Below are 17,473 nucleotides of genomic sequence, written 5' to 3'. Positions count from 1 at the left end.
GACTGTTAATTGTTAAAGATCGCTGTCTTGTCTGCTGGCTTTTAGAGCTTGCTGGCGAAGCGTTTTGTTCGTCAGCAGCAGAGAAACGAGATTATGAACGACTTAACGCACACTGTCAACTACCCCTTGCTACCAACAATTAAAAAGCCTGGCTTACGTAAGCCAGGCTTTTTTTAGTATCAAAGACTAATGAAACCGGAATCACTCTATCTGAGACTGAGGCAATTCCTTTTCAGTTGTTTTCGGTGTCAACGTTGCGCCAGAGCATCAACGACACATAACGCAGTCATATTCACGATACGACGAACGGTTGCTGATGGCGTCAAAATATGCACAGGCTTGGCGCAGCCAAGCAGGATCGGGCCGATTGCAACGTTATTGCCCGCCGTGGTTTTCAGCAAATTGTAAGCTATGTTTGCCGCGTCAATATTTGGCATGACCAGAAGATTGGCATCGCTCTTTAAGGTAGAGCCCGGCATCATTTTCTTGCGGTAAGCGGAATCCAGCGCAGTATCGCCGTGCATTTCACCGTCAATTTCCAAATCTGGCGCCTCACGCTGGATAATTGCCAGTGCCGCACGCATTTTCTGAGCGGATTCGCTGTTGCTGGAACCAAAATTAGAATGTGACAGCAATACCGCTTTTGGCTGCAGCCCAAAACGGCGCATTTCTTCTGCCGCCAGCATGGTGATTTCCGCGATCTGTTCGGCAGTCGGATTTTCGTTCACATGCGTATCCACCAGCACCAACTGACGATCCGGCAGCACCAGACCATTCATTGCCGCATAAACATTGACCCCTTCGCGCTTGCCCAAAACCTGATTGATGTAATTCAGATGCAGGCCGGTAGTGCCAAAAGTACCGCAGATCAAACCATCGGCGTCGCCTTTGTGAATCATCATCGAACCGATCAGCGTGTGACGGCGGCGCATTTCCAGCTTGGCGTATTGCTCCGTCACGCCTTTGCGGCAAGTCATAGAGTAATAGGTTTGCCAGTAATCACGGTAACGTTCGTCGAACTCGGGATTGATGACCTTAAAGTCAACGCCGGGACGAATCCGCAGACCGAATTTTTCAACGCGTTGAGCAAGAATGTGCGGGCGGCCAACCAGGATCGGCGTCGCCAGTTTTTCATCGACCACGACCTGTACAGCACGCAGTACGCGCTCTTCTTCGCCTTCGGCAAAGACAATCCGTTTGCGTTCTGCCGGTGCCTTTTTAGCGATCTGGAACAGTGGCTTCATGAAGGTGCCGCTGTGATAGACGAATTGCTGCAACTTCTCAACGTAAGCCTGCATATCTTTGATCGGACGGGCGGCAACGCCGCACTCTTCTGCTGCGCGTGCCACTGCCGGCGCAATCTTCATCATCAGACGCGGGTCAAATGGTTTCGGAATCAGATATTCCGGGCCAAATGACAGGTTGCTGATACCGTAGGCCGAAGCCACGATATCAGACTGTTCGGCTTGTGCGAGTTCGGCAATCGCGTGCACAACAGCGATTTCCATTTCCCGTGTGATGGTGGTCGCGCCGCAATCAAGCGCACCGCGGAAAATATAAGGAAAGCAAAGTACGTTATTCACCTGATTCGGGAAGTCAGAACGGCCTGTCGCCATAACGGCATCCTCGCGCACGGCTTTGACTTCTTCCGGCAGGATTTCAGGTGTCGGATTCGCCAGCGCGAGGATCAGCGGCTTATCTGCCATCTGGCTGACCATGTCCTGCTTCAATACGCCGGCAGCGGACAATCCGAGGAAAATATCCGCACCCGGAATAACCTCCCGCAGACTGCGTGCCGCTGTCTCCTGCGCAAAGCGTTCTTTATCCGGATCCATCAGTTCGGCACGGCCCTTGTACACCACGCCGGCCAGATCGGTAACAAAAATATTTTCAATCGGAAAACCCAGATCGACGATCAGATCCAGGCAGGCCAGCGCTGCAGCGCCAGCGCCGGACACCACCATTTTGGTATTTTTAATGTCTTTGCCGACGACTTTCAGGCCATTCAGAATCGCCGCGCCGACAATGATCGCCGTACCATGCTGGTCATCATGGAAGACCGGGATTTTCATGCGTTCACGCAGTTTGCGCTCGATGTAAAAGCATTCCGGCGCTTTGATGTCTTCCAGGTTGATTCCGCCGAAAGTTGGTTCCAGCGAAGCGATGATATCGACCAGCTTGTCTGGATCAGGTTCGTTGATTTCAATATCGAACACGTCGATACCGGCAAATTTCTTGAACAGCACACCCTTGCCTTCCATGACCGGCTTGGAGGCCAGCGGGCCGATATTGCCCAGCCCCAGCACAGCCGTGCCGTTAGTAATCACGCCGACCAGATTGCCGCGCGCCGTATATTTGAAGGCTGCAGTCGGGTCTGCCACGATTTCTTCGCAAGGTGCCGCCACGCCAGGAGAGTAGGCCAGCGCCAGGTCACGCTGGTTGGTCAATTGCTTGGTTGGTGTGACACTGATTTTGCCCGGGGACGGGCACTCATGGTACTCCAGTGCTGCCTGACGCAATTGTTGACGTATCTGCTCTTTCTGATCTGCTGAATCCATGGGCTCGGCCTTCTTTCTATTTTGCTTACTGAAAACTTACTTTGGCCTGAGATTCTAGCAGAGGGATTACTCTAACTTCATACGTATTTGTACGACTTTTATGCCTTAGGAGCATAAGCATAGAAGGTCGATTGTCAAAAGCATATGAAACATTCCCACCCCAGACCTTCATTTAGATGAAATATAGAAAATAACTATTAATTTATTTTAATTAATCAATTTCACAAATTAATTGTCATTAGCTATGATTTTTCATGTTTGATAGTTTTTAGTTCAAACCGACTGACTTACCACCTCACCAGGAGAAACGTATGAGTAACCAACATCAGCCATCTGTCACGATCCAGAATCTGGAAGCTGCATTTGCCGGGGAATCCATGGCGCACATTAAATATCGCTACTTTGCACGGCTTGCCCGTGAAGCCGGTGCGGAAGACATTGCGAAGGCTTTTGAAGCGACCGCCGATCAGGAAGTGATGCATGCTTTCGGCCATCTCGACCTGCTTTATCCCAAAGCCCAGATGACGCCTGAGCGGGCACTGGAAATTGCGATTGAAGGTGAAACCTACGAATACACCGAGATGTATCCCCGCTTCCGCCATCTGGCCGTGGAAGAAGGCAATCATGCCGCCGTCGCCGAATACGATGAGCAGATCGCCGAATCGAAAGAACACGCAGAAAATTTTCAGCGGACTTTAGCCATGGCAGCGAAACGCTTTGCAGCGCTGGCCAAAGTGGAAGAGCGGCATGCCAATCATTACCGCGCCGTGCTCAATGCCAGCAAGGCCTGATGCGATGCCATCAGCCGCTACACATTTTGACTCAAGATAACCCATACCAGGATAGAGAAACCATGAAAACATACCAATGCATCGTTTGCGGATTTATTTATGATGAAGTACAGGGCCTGCCGGAAGAAGGCATTGCCCCCGGCACCCGCTGGACAGATATCCCGGAGGACTGGGAATGTCCGGACTGCGGCGTCGCCAAGGCCGATTTCGAGATGGTGGAGATCTGAGATGAAGCCCATCGTCATTGCCGGTTCCGGACTGGCCGGATACACCGTTGCCCGTGAATTCCGTCAGATCGACAGCAGCACGCCGCTCCTGATCATGACCGGCGATGACGGCAGTTTTTATTCCAAGCCGATGCTGTCGAATGCCTTTGCGCAGAATAAGCCGGTCACGGCGCTGTTAAGCCGGAGTGCGGAACAGATGGCTGCGCAGCTCAATGCCACCATTTTGACCAACGCCCGGATACAACAAATTGCCACCACCAGCCGCAGCCTGCTGACCAGCGCGGGCGAATTCGAGTTTGAGCAGCTGGTGCTGGCGGTCGGCGCCAGGCCGGTGCAGCTGCCGATGCAAGGTGATGCAGCAGACCAGGTATTGTCCGTGAATCATTGGCAGGACTATGCCCAGCTGCGCAAACGGCTGGATGCCGCAGGCAGCGGCGCTCATGTCGTGATTCTGGGTGCAGGTCTGATCGGCTGTGAATTTGCTGATGATTTTTCCGGCGCAGGCTATCGGGTCTCGCTGGTGGACCCGAATACCCTGCCGCTGGCAGCACTGGCGCCACCACCCGTTTCCCGGAGATTGCAACAGGCTTTGCTGGCAAAGCAGGTGCAGATTCACACCGGTACCACGGCAACGCATGTCACACATACCGGTGCCGGCCTGCAAGTCGCGCTGGCAAACGGACAAAGCCTGACCGCCGATCTGGTGCTGTCTGCTGTCGGACTACGCCCTGACCTGCGGCTGGCGGAATCCGCCGGATTGGCAACCGGACGCGGGATACGGGTGAGTGCCTTTGGTGAAACCAGCATTCCGGGGATTTACGCGCTCGGTGACTGTGCGGAATATGCGCAGCCGGACGGCGCGCATCTGTGGCTGCCGTATGTGGCGCCAGTCATGGCTGCCGCCCGCACCATCGCCCAGAATCTGACCGGGCAATCCAGACGCATCGAATTCAAACCGATGCCAGTGCTGGTCAAAACGCCCTCCTGCCCGATTGCACTGATGCCGGTGGCGCCGGATCTGGCAAAACGCGGACGCTGGGAAACCGACGACGAAGGCGGAATCACCATCAGCCGTTTTTACGACCATCAGGACACGCTGCGCGGATTCGGGCTGGCGCCGCAAGATCAGCAACAGCGCAACGCCTTGTTGCAGGAACTGGGAAACAGTTGTCATCTGATTGCCTGAACCAGTGCATGGGGGAAGGACAAAGCCAAATTTTCCTTTCAATATACTCCCCCCAGTATATTGAAAGACCCTTTATTTACATTGGCAACAGACCGCTTTTTACTGATACTCCCCGGCTCACAGCGATTCAATGATCGGAATCCGGTCACCCTAAGGCGGATTGCAGCGCCCGGAGTGAACAACCGCCAGACTGCCAGCGGCACCGATACCACGCATGCAGCAAGACATTGAGTACAATGCGGCATGCTTTCAGAATTCGAACTCATTCAACGTTATTTCGCGCGGCATTCCGTTGCCGATGAGCGGCTCGCTCTCGGCGTCGGTGACGACTGCGCCCTGCTCCAGCCCACACCCGGTATGCAGCTGGCCGTTTCCAGCGACATGCTGGTTTCTGGCCGTCATTTTTTTCCGGATGCGGACCCCTTCTGGCTGGGACACAAATGCCTGGCCGTCAATCTGTCCGACCTCGCGGCAATGGGTGCGCAGCCACTGGGATTCACACTGGCATTTTCTCTGCCCGAGGCCAATCCGGACTGGCTGGAACAATTTGTCGCCGGCCTGCTGCAACTGGCCGACCAACATCACTGCCGGCTGATCGGCGGCGATACCACCAAGGGACCGCTGAATATCTGCATCACCATTCTGGGTGAACAACCGCCGGGCAGCGCATTGCGCCGGGATGCCGCACAGGCCGGCGACGATATCTGGATTTCAGGCACGCTCGGTGATGCCCGGCTGGCACTGGGCGCTTACTGGAAAGAAGTACCGCTGAACAGCGCAGATCATTTGCAGGCGGCACTGCGCATGCATCGCCCCACACCGCGCGTCGCACTCGGCATGGCATTGCGGGGAATTGCCCATGCCGCGCTCGATATTTCCGATGGACTGGCTGGCGATCTGGAGCACATCCTGAAACGTTCGTCTGTCGGCGCCACGCTGGAGCTTGACCGGCTGCCGGCAGGGCCGGTGCTGCAACGGCAGGCGCTGTCACTGCGACGCCAGTTCACGCTCAATGGCGGCGACGATTATGAATTGTGCTTTACCGCACCACCACACCATCGTGATGAAGTCCTGGCTGCCGCCCGACAATCCGACACCCCTGTGACACGGGTTGGCAGCATTGACGCGGCCCCCGGTTTGCGTCTGATCGATGCCGCAGGCGATCCGGTGACACTGGCTTTTCAATCTTTCGACCATTTCACGACACCATGATGCCTGCCAATTCACTACCGCCCACCTCACTCCCCGCTGTCAGCGGACGCTTTATGCTGAGCCATCCGGCGCATATTCTGGCACAGGGTTTTGGCAGCGGCTTATCACCGGTGATGCCGGGAACGATGGGCACACTGTTCGCCTGGTTCAGTTTCCAGGTATTCAGCACCCGCTGGCCGCTGCTGTTCACTCCGCTGCACTGGAGCGGAATCATCATTGCCGGATTTCTGATCGGAATCTGGGCCTGCCGCGTCACTGGCAAGCATCTCGGCGTGTCAGATCACGGCAGCATGGTGTGGGATGAGATCATCGCGTTCTGGGCCGTCCTGTTGTTTGTGACACCGGCCAGCAGCGCCGTGCAGACCTGGGCATTTCTGCTGTTCCGTTTTTTTGACATGGTCAAACCACCGCCTATCCGTTATTTTGACCGTCATCTGAAAGGCGGTTTCGGCGTCATGTGGGACGATATCGTGGCCGCGTTTTTCACCCTGCTGACGTTCGCACTCTGGCGCGCGATCTGAATCTGCTGAGGACAACAACCAACAGTCTTTTTATTCTGCGCCGGCCCGCTTCACTTTGCAGCACACATGGTGGTAAAGTAAGTCAGGCGCTGCAGCCGGATCATTCATGGCTGCACCTGTTACCCTCCAACAATGCACACAGACAGGAGACACATCATGCCAACCACACCCGAACTCGCCGCCCAGGTCGGTGCGGAACTGAAAGACAAAAAATTACTGCTGAGTGTCGCCGAATCCTGTACTGGCGGCGGTGTGTCGCAAGCTATTACTGAAATTGCCGGTTCTTCGGAATGGTTCGACTGCGGTTTTGTCACCTATTCCAATTCATCCAAGACCGAACTGCTGGATATTTCTGCCGCACTGATTGCACGCCACGGCGCAGTCAGCGAGGAAATCGCCGCTGCTATGGCGGAAGGTGCGATCGCGCATTCCGAAGCCAATGTATCCCTTTCCACGACCGGCATCGCAGGACCAACCGGTGCCGTGCCAGGCAAGCCGGTTGGCACGGTCTGCTTCGGCTGGACGGTGGGCGGCGTCACGCATACGGAAAGACTGGTGTTCAGCGGTGACCGCCATGCAGTCAGGGAACAGACTGTGCGGCACGCACTGGCGAAACTGCTGCGTTATTTACAGGAGCTGTAAGCAGATAATGTTGCCGGTGCATCTGCCTTGCGGTGACACCGGCACAATCATCGCAACACAGCATCAGACAAGAGGGATTCCCGGACATCCTGCCGCAGCGGCGGTGCGGCAACATCAAACGAGACAGATAAAAAAGCATCTCTCACAGAACAATATTGCGTCCTCAGTGCCCGCCTGATTAGTGACTCTGCATCAATAACTCATTGACCAGCACCGAATTGATTTTATCGGTTCCCATACGCTGATTGAATTCCTGACGTAGCTGTTCCCGTAAATGCTCAAATCCTTGTTCCGAGTGCAAATCTTCCGGATCAACAGCCGTCAGCACAATCGGCAGGATGTCGGATAAGGCTTTCTTATTCGAACCAAGCCATTCGCGATCCTTGCTTTCTACCTGCAAAGTCAGCTGTATCCGCACAACCTGTCCATCCGGATGAATCACAGCCCGCGGCAAAACGAGATAACTCGGTGCAGTTTCATCACTGTCCAGCACTTTGAAATAAAAAATACTGCCAAAAATAATCAGGAAACCGCACAACGCAATCACTGCTGCATACAAGGTGAAGCGGTCACTGATTTTGCTGTTTTTACCTGTGTTTTTTTTCCCTGCAGGTGATGTCGGTGTCTTTTTAGCCGGTGACGGTGAAGCTGCGGCCTGCGGTCTGGAAGCGGCTTTTTCGGCAACAGGCTGGCTGAGGGGCGTGGTGGAAGCGCTTTTGTCGGACGGCAAATCAAACTGCAAATGCGACAAATCGATATCCATATCCTTAATGGGGCCACCGTCCACATCCTCGAAGTCCAGTTCCGAACTCAGGATTGCCGATTTCGTCTTATCTTTAGCCATGATCGCCCACCGGGATAATTACTCCAGCCATTCTAACGCAGTCACAATTACATCAAGGAAACATTTTTTCAACTCATGGTGCCGCTGATGTCATGATATAACGACCTGTTTTTTCAGTTATTGCTGATTCTAAATCAAAGGCACAGACTCAAAAATGTCCATTTCGTTACAAAGCGGCCGCAACTCGTTGCAGGCTTTCGTTTATGATGGTAGGTTTTCCGATTTACCGTACCGTAATGTCCAGCGCAGCCCTTCCATTTCAGAACAGAAATGCCTTTCTTGATAATATCAAAGCAGTCCTGATATTTCTGGTGGTTTTTGGGCATCTCATCGAATTACATATCAGTAACGACGCCTTTTTGCGCCCGATCTGGATTTTTGCCTATGCCTTTCACATGCCAATGTTTGCGCTGGTTTCCGGCATTGTGTCAAAACCTGTGCTGGACCAGCGGCAATCGGGACAGCTGATTAAAAATATTCTTGCGCCGCTGATCAGTTTCGAGCTGATCTACGAACTGACCGAATATCTGCTGCGCGGCAACTTCAGCGTGTATGCCGGGCTGATCGCACCTTACTGGATGCTGTGGTATCTGTTAAGCCTGCTGAGCTGGCGCCTGCTGCTACCCTTATTCTCCCGTTTGCAGTTCCCGGTCATGCTGGCAGTGGCGCTGGCGACGGTTACCACTTACTCGGAACACACAGGTTATCTGCTCAGCAGCTCACGCACGCTGATATTTTTTCCATTTTTTGTGCTTGGCTGGCAACTGGGTCCCGACTTTTTTAACCTGCGACGCAAGTTTGTCTGGACTGCTCTGGCAATGGTAATTACAGCGATCAGCATTGTTGCCTGCTTTTTGCTGCCTGCGAATTTTGATTACCGCTGGCTGTATGGCAGTTTTTCGCTGCAGCGGCTCGGTATGGCAAATCCGACCGGCAGCCTGTATCAGCTGTTGCAGTATGCCGTATCCGGCGTGCTGGGCTTATCCGTGCTGCATCTGTTAAGCCGCCGCGATCTGGGTCTGGCCCGCATCGGCCGGCAATCCATGTATGTTTTCCTGTGGCACGGCATGGCACTGATCGCGCTGTACCAGTCGGGTATCCTGAACCGTATTTTCCAGATGGAAGACGCCGCCAGACTGCTGATTTCACTGGCATCCAGTGCAGTCATCGTATATCTCGGCGCGCATCCTTACTGTGAATGGCTGACGCAAAAACTGATCCTGCAACCAATGCAGTGGCTGCTGCTGCCACAGACACGGGACAGCGCCACCTCCGCCGTACCTGCGGTATCAGAAACCAAGCCTTTAAAACCGGAATAACTCCGGCACGGATGTGCTTAACAGCAGACGGCAAGCGGACGGCACGCCGGTCCGCCATCACCGGATCTGAATGTGATCGGCACTGAATTGCTGGGGATTTTTTCCATGAATGCCCCGGTAAAAATCCTGAATATATTCCATGTCAGCAACGATATCGCCGCTGGGATAAAACATCTGACCAATGCCGCCGGCCTTGCGCTTAAAATCCAGATATCCTAGGGCAATCGGAACGCCGGCACCGGCGGCAATGTAGTAAAACCCGGTTTTCCAGTGCGTGACTTTTCCCCGCGTTCCTTCCGGAGGCACGATCACGGTCAACGTCTGGCTGGTATGAAATGCATCAACGGTACTCTGCACCAGATTCGATGTGCGATTGCGGTTCACCGGAATTCCTCCCAGCCAGCGCATGACCGCGCCGACCACCGGCGGAAACAGGCTGGCCTTGCCCATCCAGTACACTTTCAGGCGTAAAGCGAAACACACCATCAGTGTGACCGGAAAATCCCAGTTACTGGTATGCGGCGCGGCGATCAGCACGTATTTTGGTTCCACCGGAGTGATCCCCTCAATCCGCCAGCCGCACAAGCGTAAAACCATGACAGAAATCCAGCGCATGAGTGTGCGGACGACAGGAGTTTGGAAAATAGTTGCGTGCATGCCGTAAGTCTTTGATATCAAAAGATAAATTCGCCTGCTGCGAGGCGAGAGAGACGGCATTATATGGATATCCGGGCCGGGTGGGGAATTTTTATTCGCTACCTGTGATCAAAGACAAATCCAGGCAGAGTCATTCAGGCGCAGTCAAAGCACGCCTGACGAAATCAATCAGGACTGCAGCCAGCGCAATATTTCATCCCATTGGGCAAGGTCTTTTTCAACCCGCGATGGCGCCACATCCCATAATGTCGCGCCATGTGCAGCCAGCTGAATGTAGTTCTGCGTATCGCGCAGATACCCCAACACCGGCAACCCCAGTTGCCCGACATAATGCGTCAGCTGATCAGCCGCCCGGCTACGCGCATTCACCCGCATGCCAAGCACACCGACGGCGCATTTCTGCTCGCGGCGCGCCAGTTTTTTCAGAAAGGTTTCCGTCGCCAGAATATCGAAAATCGACGGTTGCAAAGGTACGATGAGCCGGTCTGCAATTTTCAGCACGGCATCGAGTTTGTGTCCTTTCAAACCGGCCGGTGTGTCCAGTACCACATGGGTCGTGCCTTTAGGCGGTTTGGCGATCAGATGTTCGTTGACCTCCCAGGCAGCAATCGGCGGCAGGCTGGCAGGACGCAAATCCAGCCAGGTGCGGGAAGATTGCTGGACATCGACATCCCCCAGCATGACCTGATGGCCACGCGAAGCCAGATACCCGGCAAGATTGGTGGCAACCGTGCTCTTACCGACACCACCTTTAGGATTCACTATTGCAATCACCTGCATACTGATACTCCTTAATTCTGCTGATCCAGATTGTTCAGATTATCCAGCTTACTCAGATTGACCTGCACACCGCCCTATGCAACTGCCGAATCACAGCAAAAACCACCACTGCCAGCGCTCAGCCCCGATATCAAGACTGCGCTGATGACTGGGAAGGAACCAGTAAGGCCATCTGCTCTGCCGTCAGGTAACACCATTCGCCCTCTCGCAGATTCAGCGATTCCAGTGTCAGCTGCCCGATGGCAGTACGTTGCAATGCAGCGCAATGATTGCCGGCTGCCGCCAGCATCCGTTTGACCTGATGGTATTTCCCTTGCTCCAGAATGATTTCCAGTTTGTGCTCGCCCAGCTGACGGCATGTCTGTGCGGCCAGCGGGGCAGGTTCATCATGCAGCTTGACGCCCGCCAGCAGCGCCGCCACCAGCTCCGGCGTCACCGGATCTGCCGTGGTTGCCTCGTACACTTTCGGAATATGGCGTTTCGGCGAAGACTGCGCATGGATAAACGGCCCGTCGTCCGACATCAGCAACATCCCGGTTGTATCGTGATCCAGCCGCCCTACCGGCTGCACATCGCGCCAGTTGAACTGCTCCGGCAGCAAGGTCAGCACACCGGGGTGATGGCTTGGTTTGCGCGAGCATTCAAAATTCGCCGGTTTATTCAGCACCAGATAGACATGCTCACGATATTCCCAGTCTTCATCAAAAATATGAAACACCAGACCATCGGTCTCAACCGGCTGCTTAAAATTGTCCAGCACCTGTCCCTGAATACTCACTTCGCCGTCTTCCACCAGTTCACGGCAATATTTACGGGTACCAAAGCCCTGCGACTGCAGGATGCGATCTAAAGATAATTTACTCATGGTGCGACTTTAGCAGATCAGTCCGTGGCAAGGCTAGTTCCGGCGGCGTATATTCTTGCTAAGCGCCGCTGTGATTCGCAGATCAATGTTCCTGCCCACGGTCCGCGCTCCTGGCAATCCGTGGCAAAGTAATCCGGAAACAACACCCATGACCCGGCTGGCTTTCGACAGCGATATTCCCGCTTAAAACATCGCGCACCAGGTTATAGACAATATTCAATCCCAGACCACTGCCGCCCTGCCCCAGCCTGGTGGTAAAAAACGGATCGAAAATGCGTCCCAGATTAGCCGCCGGAATGCCCTTGCCATTATCGGTGACCAGCAGTTCTATCAGGTCCGGATTCAATACATGTCCGGAAATAGTGATCGTCCCCCGTGTTTCGGCATCAAATGCGTGAATAAACGCATTATTGATCAGGTTTGTCAGCACCTGCCCCAATGCGCCGGGATAGCTGTCCATCATGAATTTTTTCGGCAGCTCCGCCACCACCTGATGTTTCGTTTTACGGATCATCGGTCCAAGTGTCGTGATCAGCTCATCGGTCATTTCATCAATCGCAAACAGGCGGCGGTTAGCGCTGGTCCGGTCGACGGCAACCTGTTTAAAACTGATCACCAGTTCAGACGCCTTGCTGAGGTTGCGCAGCAGCAGATCGTTACCTGTACGCGCATGATGCAGATACTCTTCCAGCGCTGAACGCTTGATGCCTTGCGCATACTGGCGCAGCACATCATCTGTCTGCTGCTGCAAGGTGCTGGCAACCGTGACGCAGGTGCCGATCGGTGTATTGAGTTCATGAGCGACACCGGCCACCAGCGACCCCAGTGCCGCCATTTTTTCAGTACGCAGTAATTCCTGTTGTGCCCGCTGCAGGTTTTCCAGCACAACCGTCAGCTCGGTATTGGTCTCTTCCAGCTCGTGGGTGCGTTCAAATACGCGCTTTTCCAGCGTGACATTCATGTTCCGGATATCCAACTCATGCTGGCGTTTTTCCGTGATATCTTCCTGCACCAGCAACAACAGGGGTTCGTTGCCAATCCGTATCAGGCGGCCGGACATTTCACACAACAGCGTCTTTTCGCCATCACCGCAACGGCACCAGGCTTCGTAGGAATGAATCTCATCGTCGCGTTCCAGTAAGTGCACGATTTTTTCAAAATCTTCCGGATTACGCCACAGCTTTTCATGGATCCCTGCGCCAGACAGTTCACGCACATGCGTAAAATGAAATTGCCGCAACCATGCATCATTGGCATCCACAATGACATAGCTGCCGTCTTTGCGCAGGACTTGCATTGCAACCGGCGATGCCTGAAAAATTGCAATGAATTTCATCTCAGTATCCCTGAGTTCCTGCTCAATCCGGCGGCGCTCCCGCAGCTCCTGCTGCAGCAAATCATTTTGCTGTTCGCGCTCGCTCAGCAATTTTCCCAGATTCAGCCGCATCGCATCGAGATCCTGCGCCAGATTGCCGATTTCATCGCTGCGACGCCATTTCAGGGGATTATTCAATTTCCCCTCAGCCAGCAGGCGGGTGGCGCGCTGCAATGCCTGAATTGGGCGGACAATCCTGCGGTCGAACACAAACAAGACCAGCAAAAACGAGAAAAACACCTGTGCAATCAGCCCGGCCACCATTTTGAGAATATCGTCGAGTAAATCTCGGTCAATATGTTCCTTGGTCAGCTCGACAGTAACCTTACCAATGACTTTTTGTTCAAGCAGGATCGGGCGGGTTTCGCTGGCCATGCTGCTGTCGGGACGATGGGCTTTTCCGCTGTGCACGAACACGGCGCCGGTCTCATCCGTCACGGTCACAGCGGTCACGTCCGGATTTCGCATGACTGCCTGCACGAAAGTCTGGGCGACATCTTTATCGACATTCCAGATCGGGATTTCCATCGCTTTCGACAGCATGTCCGCGTATTGGGACATCGGGTCCTGGATGCGCAGTCGCAGCTCGCGTTCATAACGGGACGTCACGGCAAAATAGCCGAATAATACTGCCGGTAATAAAATGCCGATCGCCACGCCGGCTATCGATATCTGCCGCAGGGATAGGCTTCGCAAAAGATGCATCAGTCCGGATACCCGATTATTTAGACTGCTGTTTGCGCCATTGCTGAATCTGCGCAGCGACCAGTTTGCTCATCACGTTCTGTTTCTCTATCCGGTACATGGCGCGGGCAATGCGGGCGCGCAGCTCCGGTGTGTTGCACGGAGACTTGTGCGAGAGTGTCAGATACAGATCTTCATTGGTGATCGCAGGCGTTCTGGTTTTGAGGTTATCAATATTCAACTTGGCGATGTAGGCATAACCGGGGTCTTCTTCATAAATCAGATAATCTGCCCGCCCCAGCGTCAGGATATTCAGCGCCTGCTCCAGACTGGCGACGGTCATGATTTTCAGCGATTCTCTGGCATAACGGTCAAACTCTTCGCCGAAACTGTTGTTAATCACCGTCACGCCGCGCTTGCCAACCAAATCACTCCATTTTTTATAAATGAAACTGCGATCGGACCGGCTCCAGATCACGGTATGGGTTTTGTGGAAAGACGGATAAAAATAATCCATGTAATCGAGCCGCGCGAGTGTCAGAAATGCCCCTGCCAGCAAATCAACCCGGCCCAGTTTGGCTTCTTCCTGCACCCGTCCCCACGGCCCCAGATAGCGCACCTCGATCGGGATGCCGATTTCTTTGGACAATACCTGCATCAGCTCTGCATTAGCGCCGATCAGGCGATTCTCGTCTTCGGGATCGCGCCAGAGAAATGGCGGGTATTCCGGATTACCAGTGGCAATCAGTTTTTTGCATAACTCATCGGCTGCGGCACTGGCTGACCAGAATGCCATGCAGGAGAACAGGGCAAGCAGAATAAGCTGCCCTGAGCGGATGACGGAATATCTGATATGCCTGCCCATAGAACCGTGATCTCCTGCGGCGAAAATAAGGTTTTTGCAGTCTACCCCCGGAATCATGTCTAAGCAAGAAACTCGTTTTGACCGCATAAAAAGACAACGCCGGCTAAGCCGGCGTTGCACGATGACAGGGCAAAACTGTCTGAAAACGCCCTGACGCCCGCAAAAAGCGCGTGCCGTGAACGTCAGGAAATCTTAACGGCGGACAATCGTATTGCCATTAGACTTGACCAGATCACCGCTCTGATAGCCGGGATCGGCTTCAAACTGATAATCCTGTTTATTGCCATTGTCATACTGGACGCTGACAGTCCAGACTTTGCTGCTTTTGACTTTCTGCTCAATTTTATGTCCGGCAAAAGCACCGCCTGCCGCACCGGCAATGGTTGCCAGATCACGTCCGGTACCGCCACCGACCTGATTACCCAGCAGGGCGCCAGCCACGCCGCCGGCGATCACGCCCAATGCACCGCCCTCACCTTCTTTTTCAGAGACATGCACCGCTACTACACGACCACAGTCTGCGCAGGCTGCAGCGTTCTTGCCGCTGGCAGCCGTTGTCGTGCCAGAGCTGGCTTTGGCGGCAGCCAGCGCTTTGTTATATTCGGTCTTGGCATCACGCAGACACTGCATGCGGGCACTGGAACTGGTTTCGTCTGCGCACAGTTTTTTGTCATCGGCATAACGCGCGGCAGCCTGACGCGAGGCTTCGGCATAGGCCGTTTTGGCAGTATTGCTATCCTGCGCCATAGCTGAGCCTGTCAAGACACACAGAACCATCATTCCGATTAGCTGCTTTTTCATCACCAACTCCCTTTTTTTCATATTCACGGAACTTCAATATAGTTCACCCCAGACAACAGGTGAACCGGATTTTGAGAATTTCATGCCAGCGGGCAATATTTTTTTACGTTGTACATTTTTTCTGATGATGCATCAATTCAACACCGGACGCTGCCGGTAAGTGGCTCATCTTACAATTCCTCACCATTTATATCTTTCGGTCTTTCGGATTTTTTAGTGACGCCATAAAAAAACCCGCCTGCACGACGGGTTTTATGAGGGTCATCCGGTCATAGGATGCGTACGCCATCGGGAATTATCATGCCGCGATTCTGGCCTTGATCAGTTTGCCCAGTTTTTCAATGCCTTCATTGATACGTTCTGGTGACACTGTGACGAAAGACAGGCGCATGGTATTTTTTTCTGCCTCGTTCGCATAGAACGGTCCGCCGGGTACAAACGCGACATTCTGCTGGATCGCTTCTGCCAGCAATTCCTTGCTGTCCATATGCGCTGGCAGCGTGATCCAGATGAACATGCCGCCTTCGGGCGTGGTCCATTCGACACCCGCCGGAAAATGTTTTTTCATTGCGTCCAGCATCACATTGCACTGACGCGAATACAGGTTACGGATGGTCGGAATATGTTCGGCCAGGAAACCGTCCTTGATGACTTCGTACACCACCATCTGGGTCAGTTGCGCCGTATGCAGGTCGGCTGCCTGCTTGGCCTGTTCCAGCTTGCGGATCAGCGGCGTCGGGCCAACCACATAGCCCAGGCGGATGCCGGGGGTCAGTACCTTGGAAAAAGAACCCATGTAGATGACGCCGCCCGGATTCATGTTCAGCATCTTCGGCAATGGCTCGCCGCTGTAGCACAGATCGCCGTAAGGGTTATCCTCGATCAGCGGAATCCCCATACGGGCGCAGGTTTCCACCAGTTCGACGCGGCGTTCAACTGACAGCGTGCGGCCGGTCGGATTCTGGAAATTTGGCAGGGCGTACATCAGGCGTGCGCCGACGCCTTTGCTGGCGACGGAGGACGGGATCAGACCGTGTGCATCCGTATCCACGGAAACGAACTCAGGCCGGTACACAGAAAATGCCTGCAAGGCACCGAGATAGCTCGGCGTTTCGACCAGCACTTTACTGCCTTCATCGACCAGCACTTTACCCAGCAAATCCAGCCCTTGCTGCGAACCGGACACCATCAGGATCTGCTCCGGCAAAATACGCGAACCGTCAACCGACAGCGAATCGGCCAGGAATTCGCGCAATGGCGCATAGCCATCGGTCGGGCCGTATTGCAATGCGGCCTTGCCCTGTGTTGACAATACCTTGTCGAACGCCGCCTTCATGCGTTCCACCGGAAAAGTTTCCGGTGAAGGCAGGCCGCCGGCAAAAGAGATCACTTCCGGACGCATGGTCACTTTCAGAATCTCACGAATCGCGGAGCTTTGCAGCTGTTCTGCGCGGTCAGAGAATTTCCAATTGATAGGGGTAGGATTTTCAAGTTTCATGCTGGTCTCACTGGAAGTCATGCCTTCATCGGCAAGGTATTTTAAAAATTACATGGATGAATCAATCAGGCAATCTCGGCGATCAACTCAATCTCGACACAAGCGCCCATCGGGATCTGGGCCACGCCGAATGCGGAACGGGCATGCTTGCCCTGTTCGCCAAACAGCTCCACCAGCAGCTCGGAAGCGCCGTTGGTCACCAGATGCTGCTCGGTGAAGTCAGGTGTGGAGTTCACCAGGCTCATGAGTTTGACGATGCGTTTCACACGGGTCAGGTCGCCGTGGCAGGCAGCGCGCAAAGTCGCCACCAGATCAATCGCCACCGCGCGTGCAGCCTGACGGCCTTCTTCGGTGGTGATGTCTTTGCCCAGTTGTCCGACCCAGACCTTGCCATCTTTTTTGGCGATGTGGCCGGACAGGAAAACCGTATTGCCAGTCTGTGCAAACATCACATAGGCAGCCGCCGGTGTGGCAACGGCTGGCAATTCAATTTTCAGTTCTTCAAGTTTTTGGTAAATAGACATGGTATTTCCTGAAAATGGTCATCAGCCCTCACTGATAACCCATCGGTCAATGAAAAATAATTGTTATTATCCGGTTCTTTCCCGCGGGCGGCACCGCTCGCAGAGCCTTGCCTTCCCGGAGAAT

The 17,473-nt window shown here is 53.9% G+C and carries 17 protein-coding genes; 7 read left to right on the top strand and 10 right to left on the bottom strand.

What is annotated here, in order from left to right; translation table 11 throughout:
• Positions 1-248: 248 nt before the first annotated feature.
• Entirely contained in the window at positions 249-2,558 is a 2,310-nt protein-coding gene (locus tag H8K27_RS15655; protein WP_222610700.1) for an NADP-dependent malic enzyme, read from the bottom strand.
• 311 nt (positions 2,559-2,869) lie between these two features.
• On the opposite strand from H8K27_RS15655, the gene H8K27_RS15650 reads away from it, so the two are divergent.
• The 6 genes from H8K27_RS15650 to H8K27_RS15625 all read left to right on the top strand — a co-directional run bounded on the left by H8K27_RS15650 (position 2,870) and on the right by H8K27_RS15625 (position 7,137).
• On the top strand, positions 2,870-3,349 hold the full coding sequence (locus H8K27_RS15650; protein ID WP_186864106.1) for a rubrerythrin family protein: 480 nt from the start codon (positions 2,870-2,872) through the stop codon (positions 3,347-3,349).
• A gap of 62 nt (positions 3,350-3,411) precedes the next feature.
• Positions 3,412-3,576, top strand: coding sequence for a rubredoxin (locus tag H8K27_RS15645; protein ID WP_186864105.1), 165 nt, complete (start codon positions 3,412-3,414; stop codon positions 3,574-3,576).
• Between the two features lies 1 nt (position 3,577).
• The gene (locus tag H8K27_RS15640) at positions 3,578-4,762 is read left to right on the top strand and encodes an NAD(P)/FAD-dependent oxidoreductase (RefSeq protein WP_186864104.1); all 1,185 of its coding nucleotides are present in this window, start codon (positions 3,578-3,580) and stop codon (positions 4,760-4,762) included.
• 243 nt (positions 4,763-5,005) lie between these two features.
• Positions 5,006-5,974, top strand: a complete 969-nt coding sequence (thiL, locus tag H8K27_RS15635) for a thiamine-phosphate kinase (RefSeq protein WP_186864103.1) — start codon at positions 5,006-5,008, stop codon at positions 5,972-5,974.
• 53 nt (positions 5,975-6,027) lie between these two features.
• Entirely contained in the window at positions 6,028-6,495 is a 468-nt protein-coding gene (locus tag H8K27_RS15630) for a phosphatidylglycerophosphatase A family protein (protein WP_329604423.1), read from the top strand.
• 156 nt (positions 6,496-6,651) lie between these two features.
• A complete protein-coding gene (locus H8K27_RS15625) occupies positions 6,652-7,137 on the top strand; it encodes a CinA family protein (protein WP_186864101.1) in 486 nt (161 codons plus the stop codon).
• Between the two features lie 178 nt (positions 7,138-7,315).
• On the opposite strand, the gene H8K27_RS15620 is transcribed toward H8K27_RS15625, so the two are convergent.
• A complete protein-coding gene (locus tag H8K27_RS15620) occupies positions 7,316-7,981 on the bottom strand; it encodes a flagellar basal body-associated FliL family protein (protein WP_186864100.1) in 666 nt (221 codons plus the stop codon).
• Positions 7,982-8,184: 203 nt separating this feature from the next.
• Here H8K27_RS15620 and H8K27_RS15615 point away from each other — a divergent pair, with 203 nt between their 5' ends.
• On the top strand, positions 8,185-9,300 hold the full coding sequence (locus H8K27_RS15615; protein WP_186864099.1) for an acyltransferase family protein: 1,116 nt from the start codon (positions 8,185-8,187) through the stop codon (positions 9,298-9,300).
• A 57-nt stretch (positions 9,301-9,357) separates the two neighbouring features.
• Here the strand turns inward: H8K27_RS15615 and H8K27_RS15610 are convergent, their stop codons facing one another.
• From H8K27_RS15610 to H8K27_RS15575, 8 genes are all read right to left on the bottom strand, one after another.
• Complete coding sequence (locus H8K27_RS15610) at positions 9,358-9,957, bottom strand: lysophospholipid acyltransferase family protein (RefSeq protein WP_186864098.1); 600 nt, start codon at positions 9,955-9,957, stop codon at positions 9,358-9,360.
• 168 nt (positions 9,958-10,125) lie between these two features.
• Positions 10,126-10,737, bottom strand: a complete 612-nt coding sequence (locus H8K27_RS15605) for a ParA family protein (RefSeq protein ID WP_186864097.1) — start codon at positions 10,735-10,737, stop codon at positions 10,126-10,128.
• Between the two features lie 130 nt (positions 10,738-10,867).
• Positions 10,868-11,602, bottom strand: coding sequence for a pseudouridine synthase (locus H8K27_RS15600; protein ID WP_186864096.1), 735 nt, complete (start codon positions 11,600-11,602; stop codon positions 10,868-10,870).
• Between the two features lie 82 nt (positions 11,603-11,684).
• The gene (locus tag H8K27_RS15595) at positions 11,685-13,673 is read right to left on the bottom strand and encodes an ATP-binding protein (RefSeq protein WP_186864095.1); all 1,989 of its coding nucleotides are present in this window, start codon (positions 13,671-13,673) and stop codon (positions 11,685-11,687) included.
• A 25-nt stretch (positions 13,674-13,698) separates the two neighbouring features.
• Positions 13,699-14,526 (bottom strand): substrate-binding periplasmic protein, encoded by an 828-nt coding sequence (locus H8K27_RS15590; RefSeq protein ID WP_186864094.1) that lies wholly within the window; start codon positions 14,524-14,526, stop codon positions 13,699-13,701.
• Between the two features lie 192 nt (positions 14,527-14,718).
• A complete protein-coding gene (locus tag H8K27_RS15585) occupies positions 14,719-15,327 on the bottom strand; it encodes an outer membrane lipoprotein (RefSeq protein WP_186864093.1) in 609 nt (202 codons plus the stop codon).
• 298 nt (positions 15,328-15,625) lie between these two features.
• The gene (locus H8K27_RS15580) at positions 15,626-16,825 is read right to left on the bottom strand and encodes an aminotransferase-like domain-containing protein (RefSeq protein ID WP_186864092.1); all 1,200 of its coding nucleotides are present in this window, start codon (positions 16,823-16,825) and stop codon (positions 15,626-15,628) included.
• 65 nt (positions 16,826-16,890) lie between these two features.
• The gene (locus H8K27_RS15575; protein ID WP_186864091.1) at positions 16,891-17,349 is read right to left on the bottom strand and encodes a RidA family protein; all 459 of its coding nucleotides are present in this window, start codon (positions 17,347-17,349) and stop codon (positions 16,891-16,893) included.
• Between the last annotated feature and the right edge of the window lie 124 nt (positions 17,350-17,473).

It is taken from the genome of Cognatundibacterium griseum (genome assembly GCF_014284195.1).
Classification (GTDB): domain Bacteria; phylum Pseudomonadota; class Gammaproteobacteria; order Burkholderiales; family Burkholderiaceae_D; genus Undibacterium; species Undibacterium griseum.
Note: the sequence above shows the minus strand (reverse complement) of the source record. Positions and strands in the feature narration are given on the sequence as shown.

Bases quoted from the DNA above. Each gene is read 5' to 3' on its own strand.
- H8K27_RS15615 (WP_186864099.1), top strand. From the start codon at position 8,185: ATGATGGTAGGTTTTCCGATTTACCGTACCGTAATGTCCAGCGCAGCC.
- H8K27_RS15650 (WP_186864106.1), top strand. From the start codon at position 2,870: ATGAGTAACCAACATCAGCCATCTGTCACGATCCAGAATCTGGAAGCT.
- H8K27_RS15580 (WP_186864092.1), bottom strand. From the start codon at position 16,825: ATGAAACTTGAAAATCCTACCCCTATCAATTGGAAATTCTCTGACCGC.
- H8K27_RS15645 (WP_186864105.1), top strand. From the start codon at position 3,412: ATGAAAACATACCAATGCATCGTTTGCGGATTTATTTATGATGAAGTA.
- H8K27_RS15610 (WP_186864098.1), bottom strand. From the start codon at position 9,957: ATGCACGCAACTATTTTCCAAACTCCTGTCGTCCGCACACTCATGCGC.
- H8K27_RS15600 (WP_186864096.1), bottom strand. From the start codon at position 11,602: ATGAGTAAATTATCTTTAGATCGCATCCTGCAGTCGCAGGGCTTTGGT.
- H8K27_RS15585 (WP_186864093.1), bottom strand. From the start codon at position 15,327: ATGAAAAAGCAGCTAATCGGAATGATGGTTCTGTGTGTCTTGACAGGC.
- H8K27_RS15575 (WP_186864091.1), bottom strand. From the start codon at position 17,349: ATGTCTATTTACCAAAAACTTGAAGAACTGAAAATTGAATTGCCAGCC.
- H8K27_RS15590 (WP_186864094.1), bottom strand. From the start codon at position 14,526: ATGGGCAGGCATATCAGATATTCCGTCATCCGCTCAGGGCAGCTTATT.
- thiL (WP_186864103.1), top strand. From the start codon at position 5,006: ATGCTTTCAGAATTCGAACTCATTCAACGTTATTTCGCGCGGCATTCC.
- H8K27_RS15605 (WP_186864097.1), bottom strand. From the start codon at position 10,737: ATGCAGGTGATTGCAATAGTGAATCCTAAAGGTGGTGTCGGTAAGAGC.
- H8K27_RS15640 (WP_186864104.1), top strand. From the start codon at position 3,578: ATGAAGCCCATCGTCATTGCCGGTTCCGGACTGGCCGGATACACCGTT.
- H8K27_RS15620 (WP_186864100.1), bottom strand. From the start codon at position 7,981: ATGGCTAAAGATAAGACGAAATCGGCAATCCTGAGTTCGGAACTGGAC.
- H8K27_RS15630 (WP_329604423.1), top strand. From the start codon at position 6,028: ATGCTGAGCCATCCGGCGCATATTCTGGCACAGGGTTTTGGCAGCGGC.
- H8K27_RS15655 (WP_222610700.1), bottom strand. From the start codon at position 2,558: ATGGATTCAGCAGATCAGAAAGAGCAGATACGTCAACAATTGCGTCAG.
- H8K27_RS15625 (WP_186864101.1), top strand. From the start codon at position 6,652: ATGCCAACCACACCCGAACTCGCCGCCCAGGTCGGTGCGGAACTGAAA.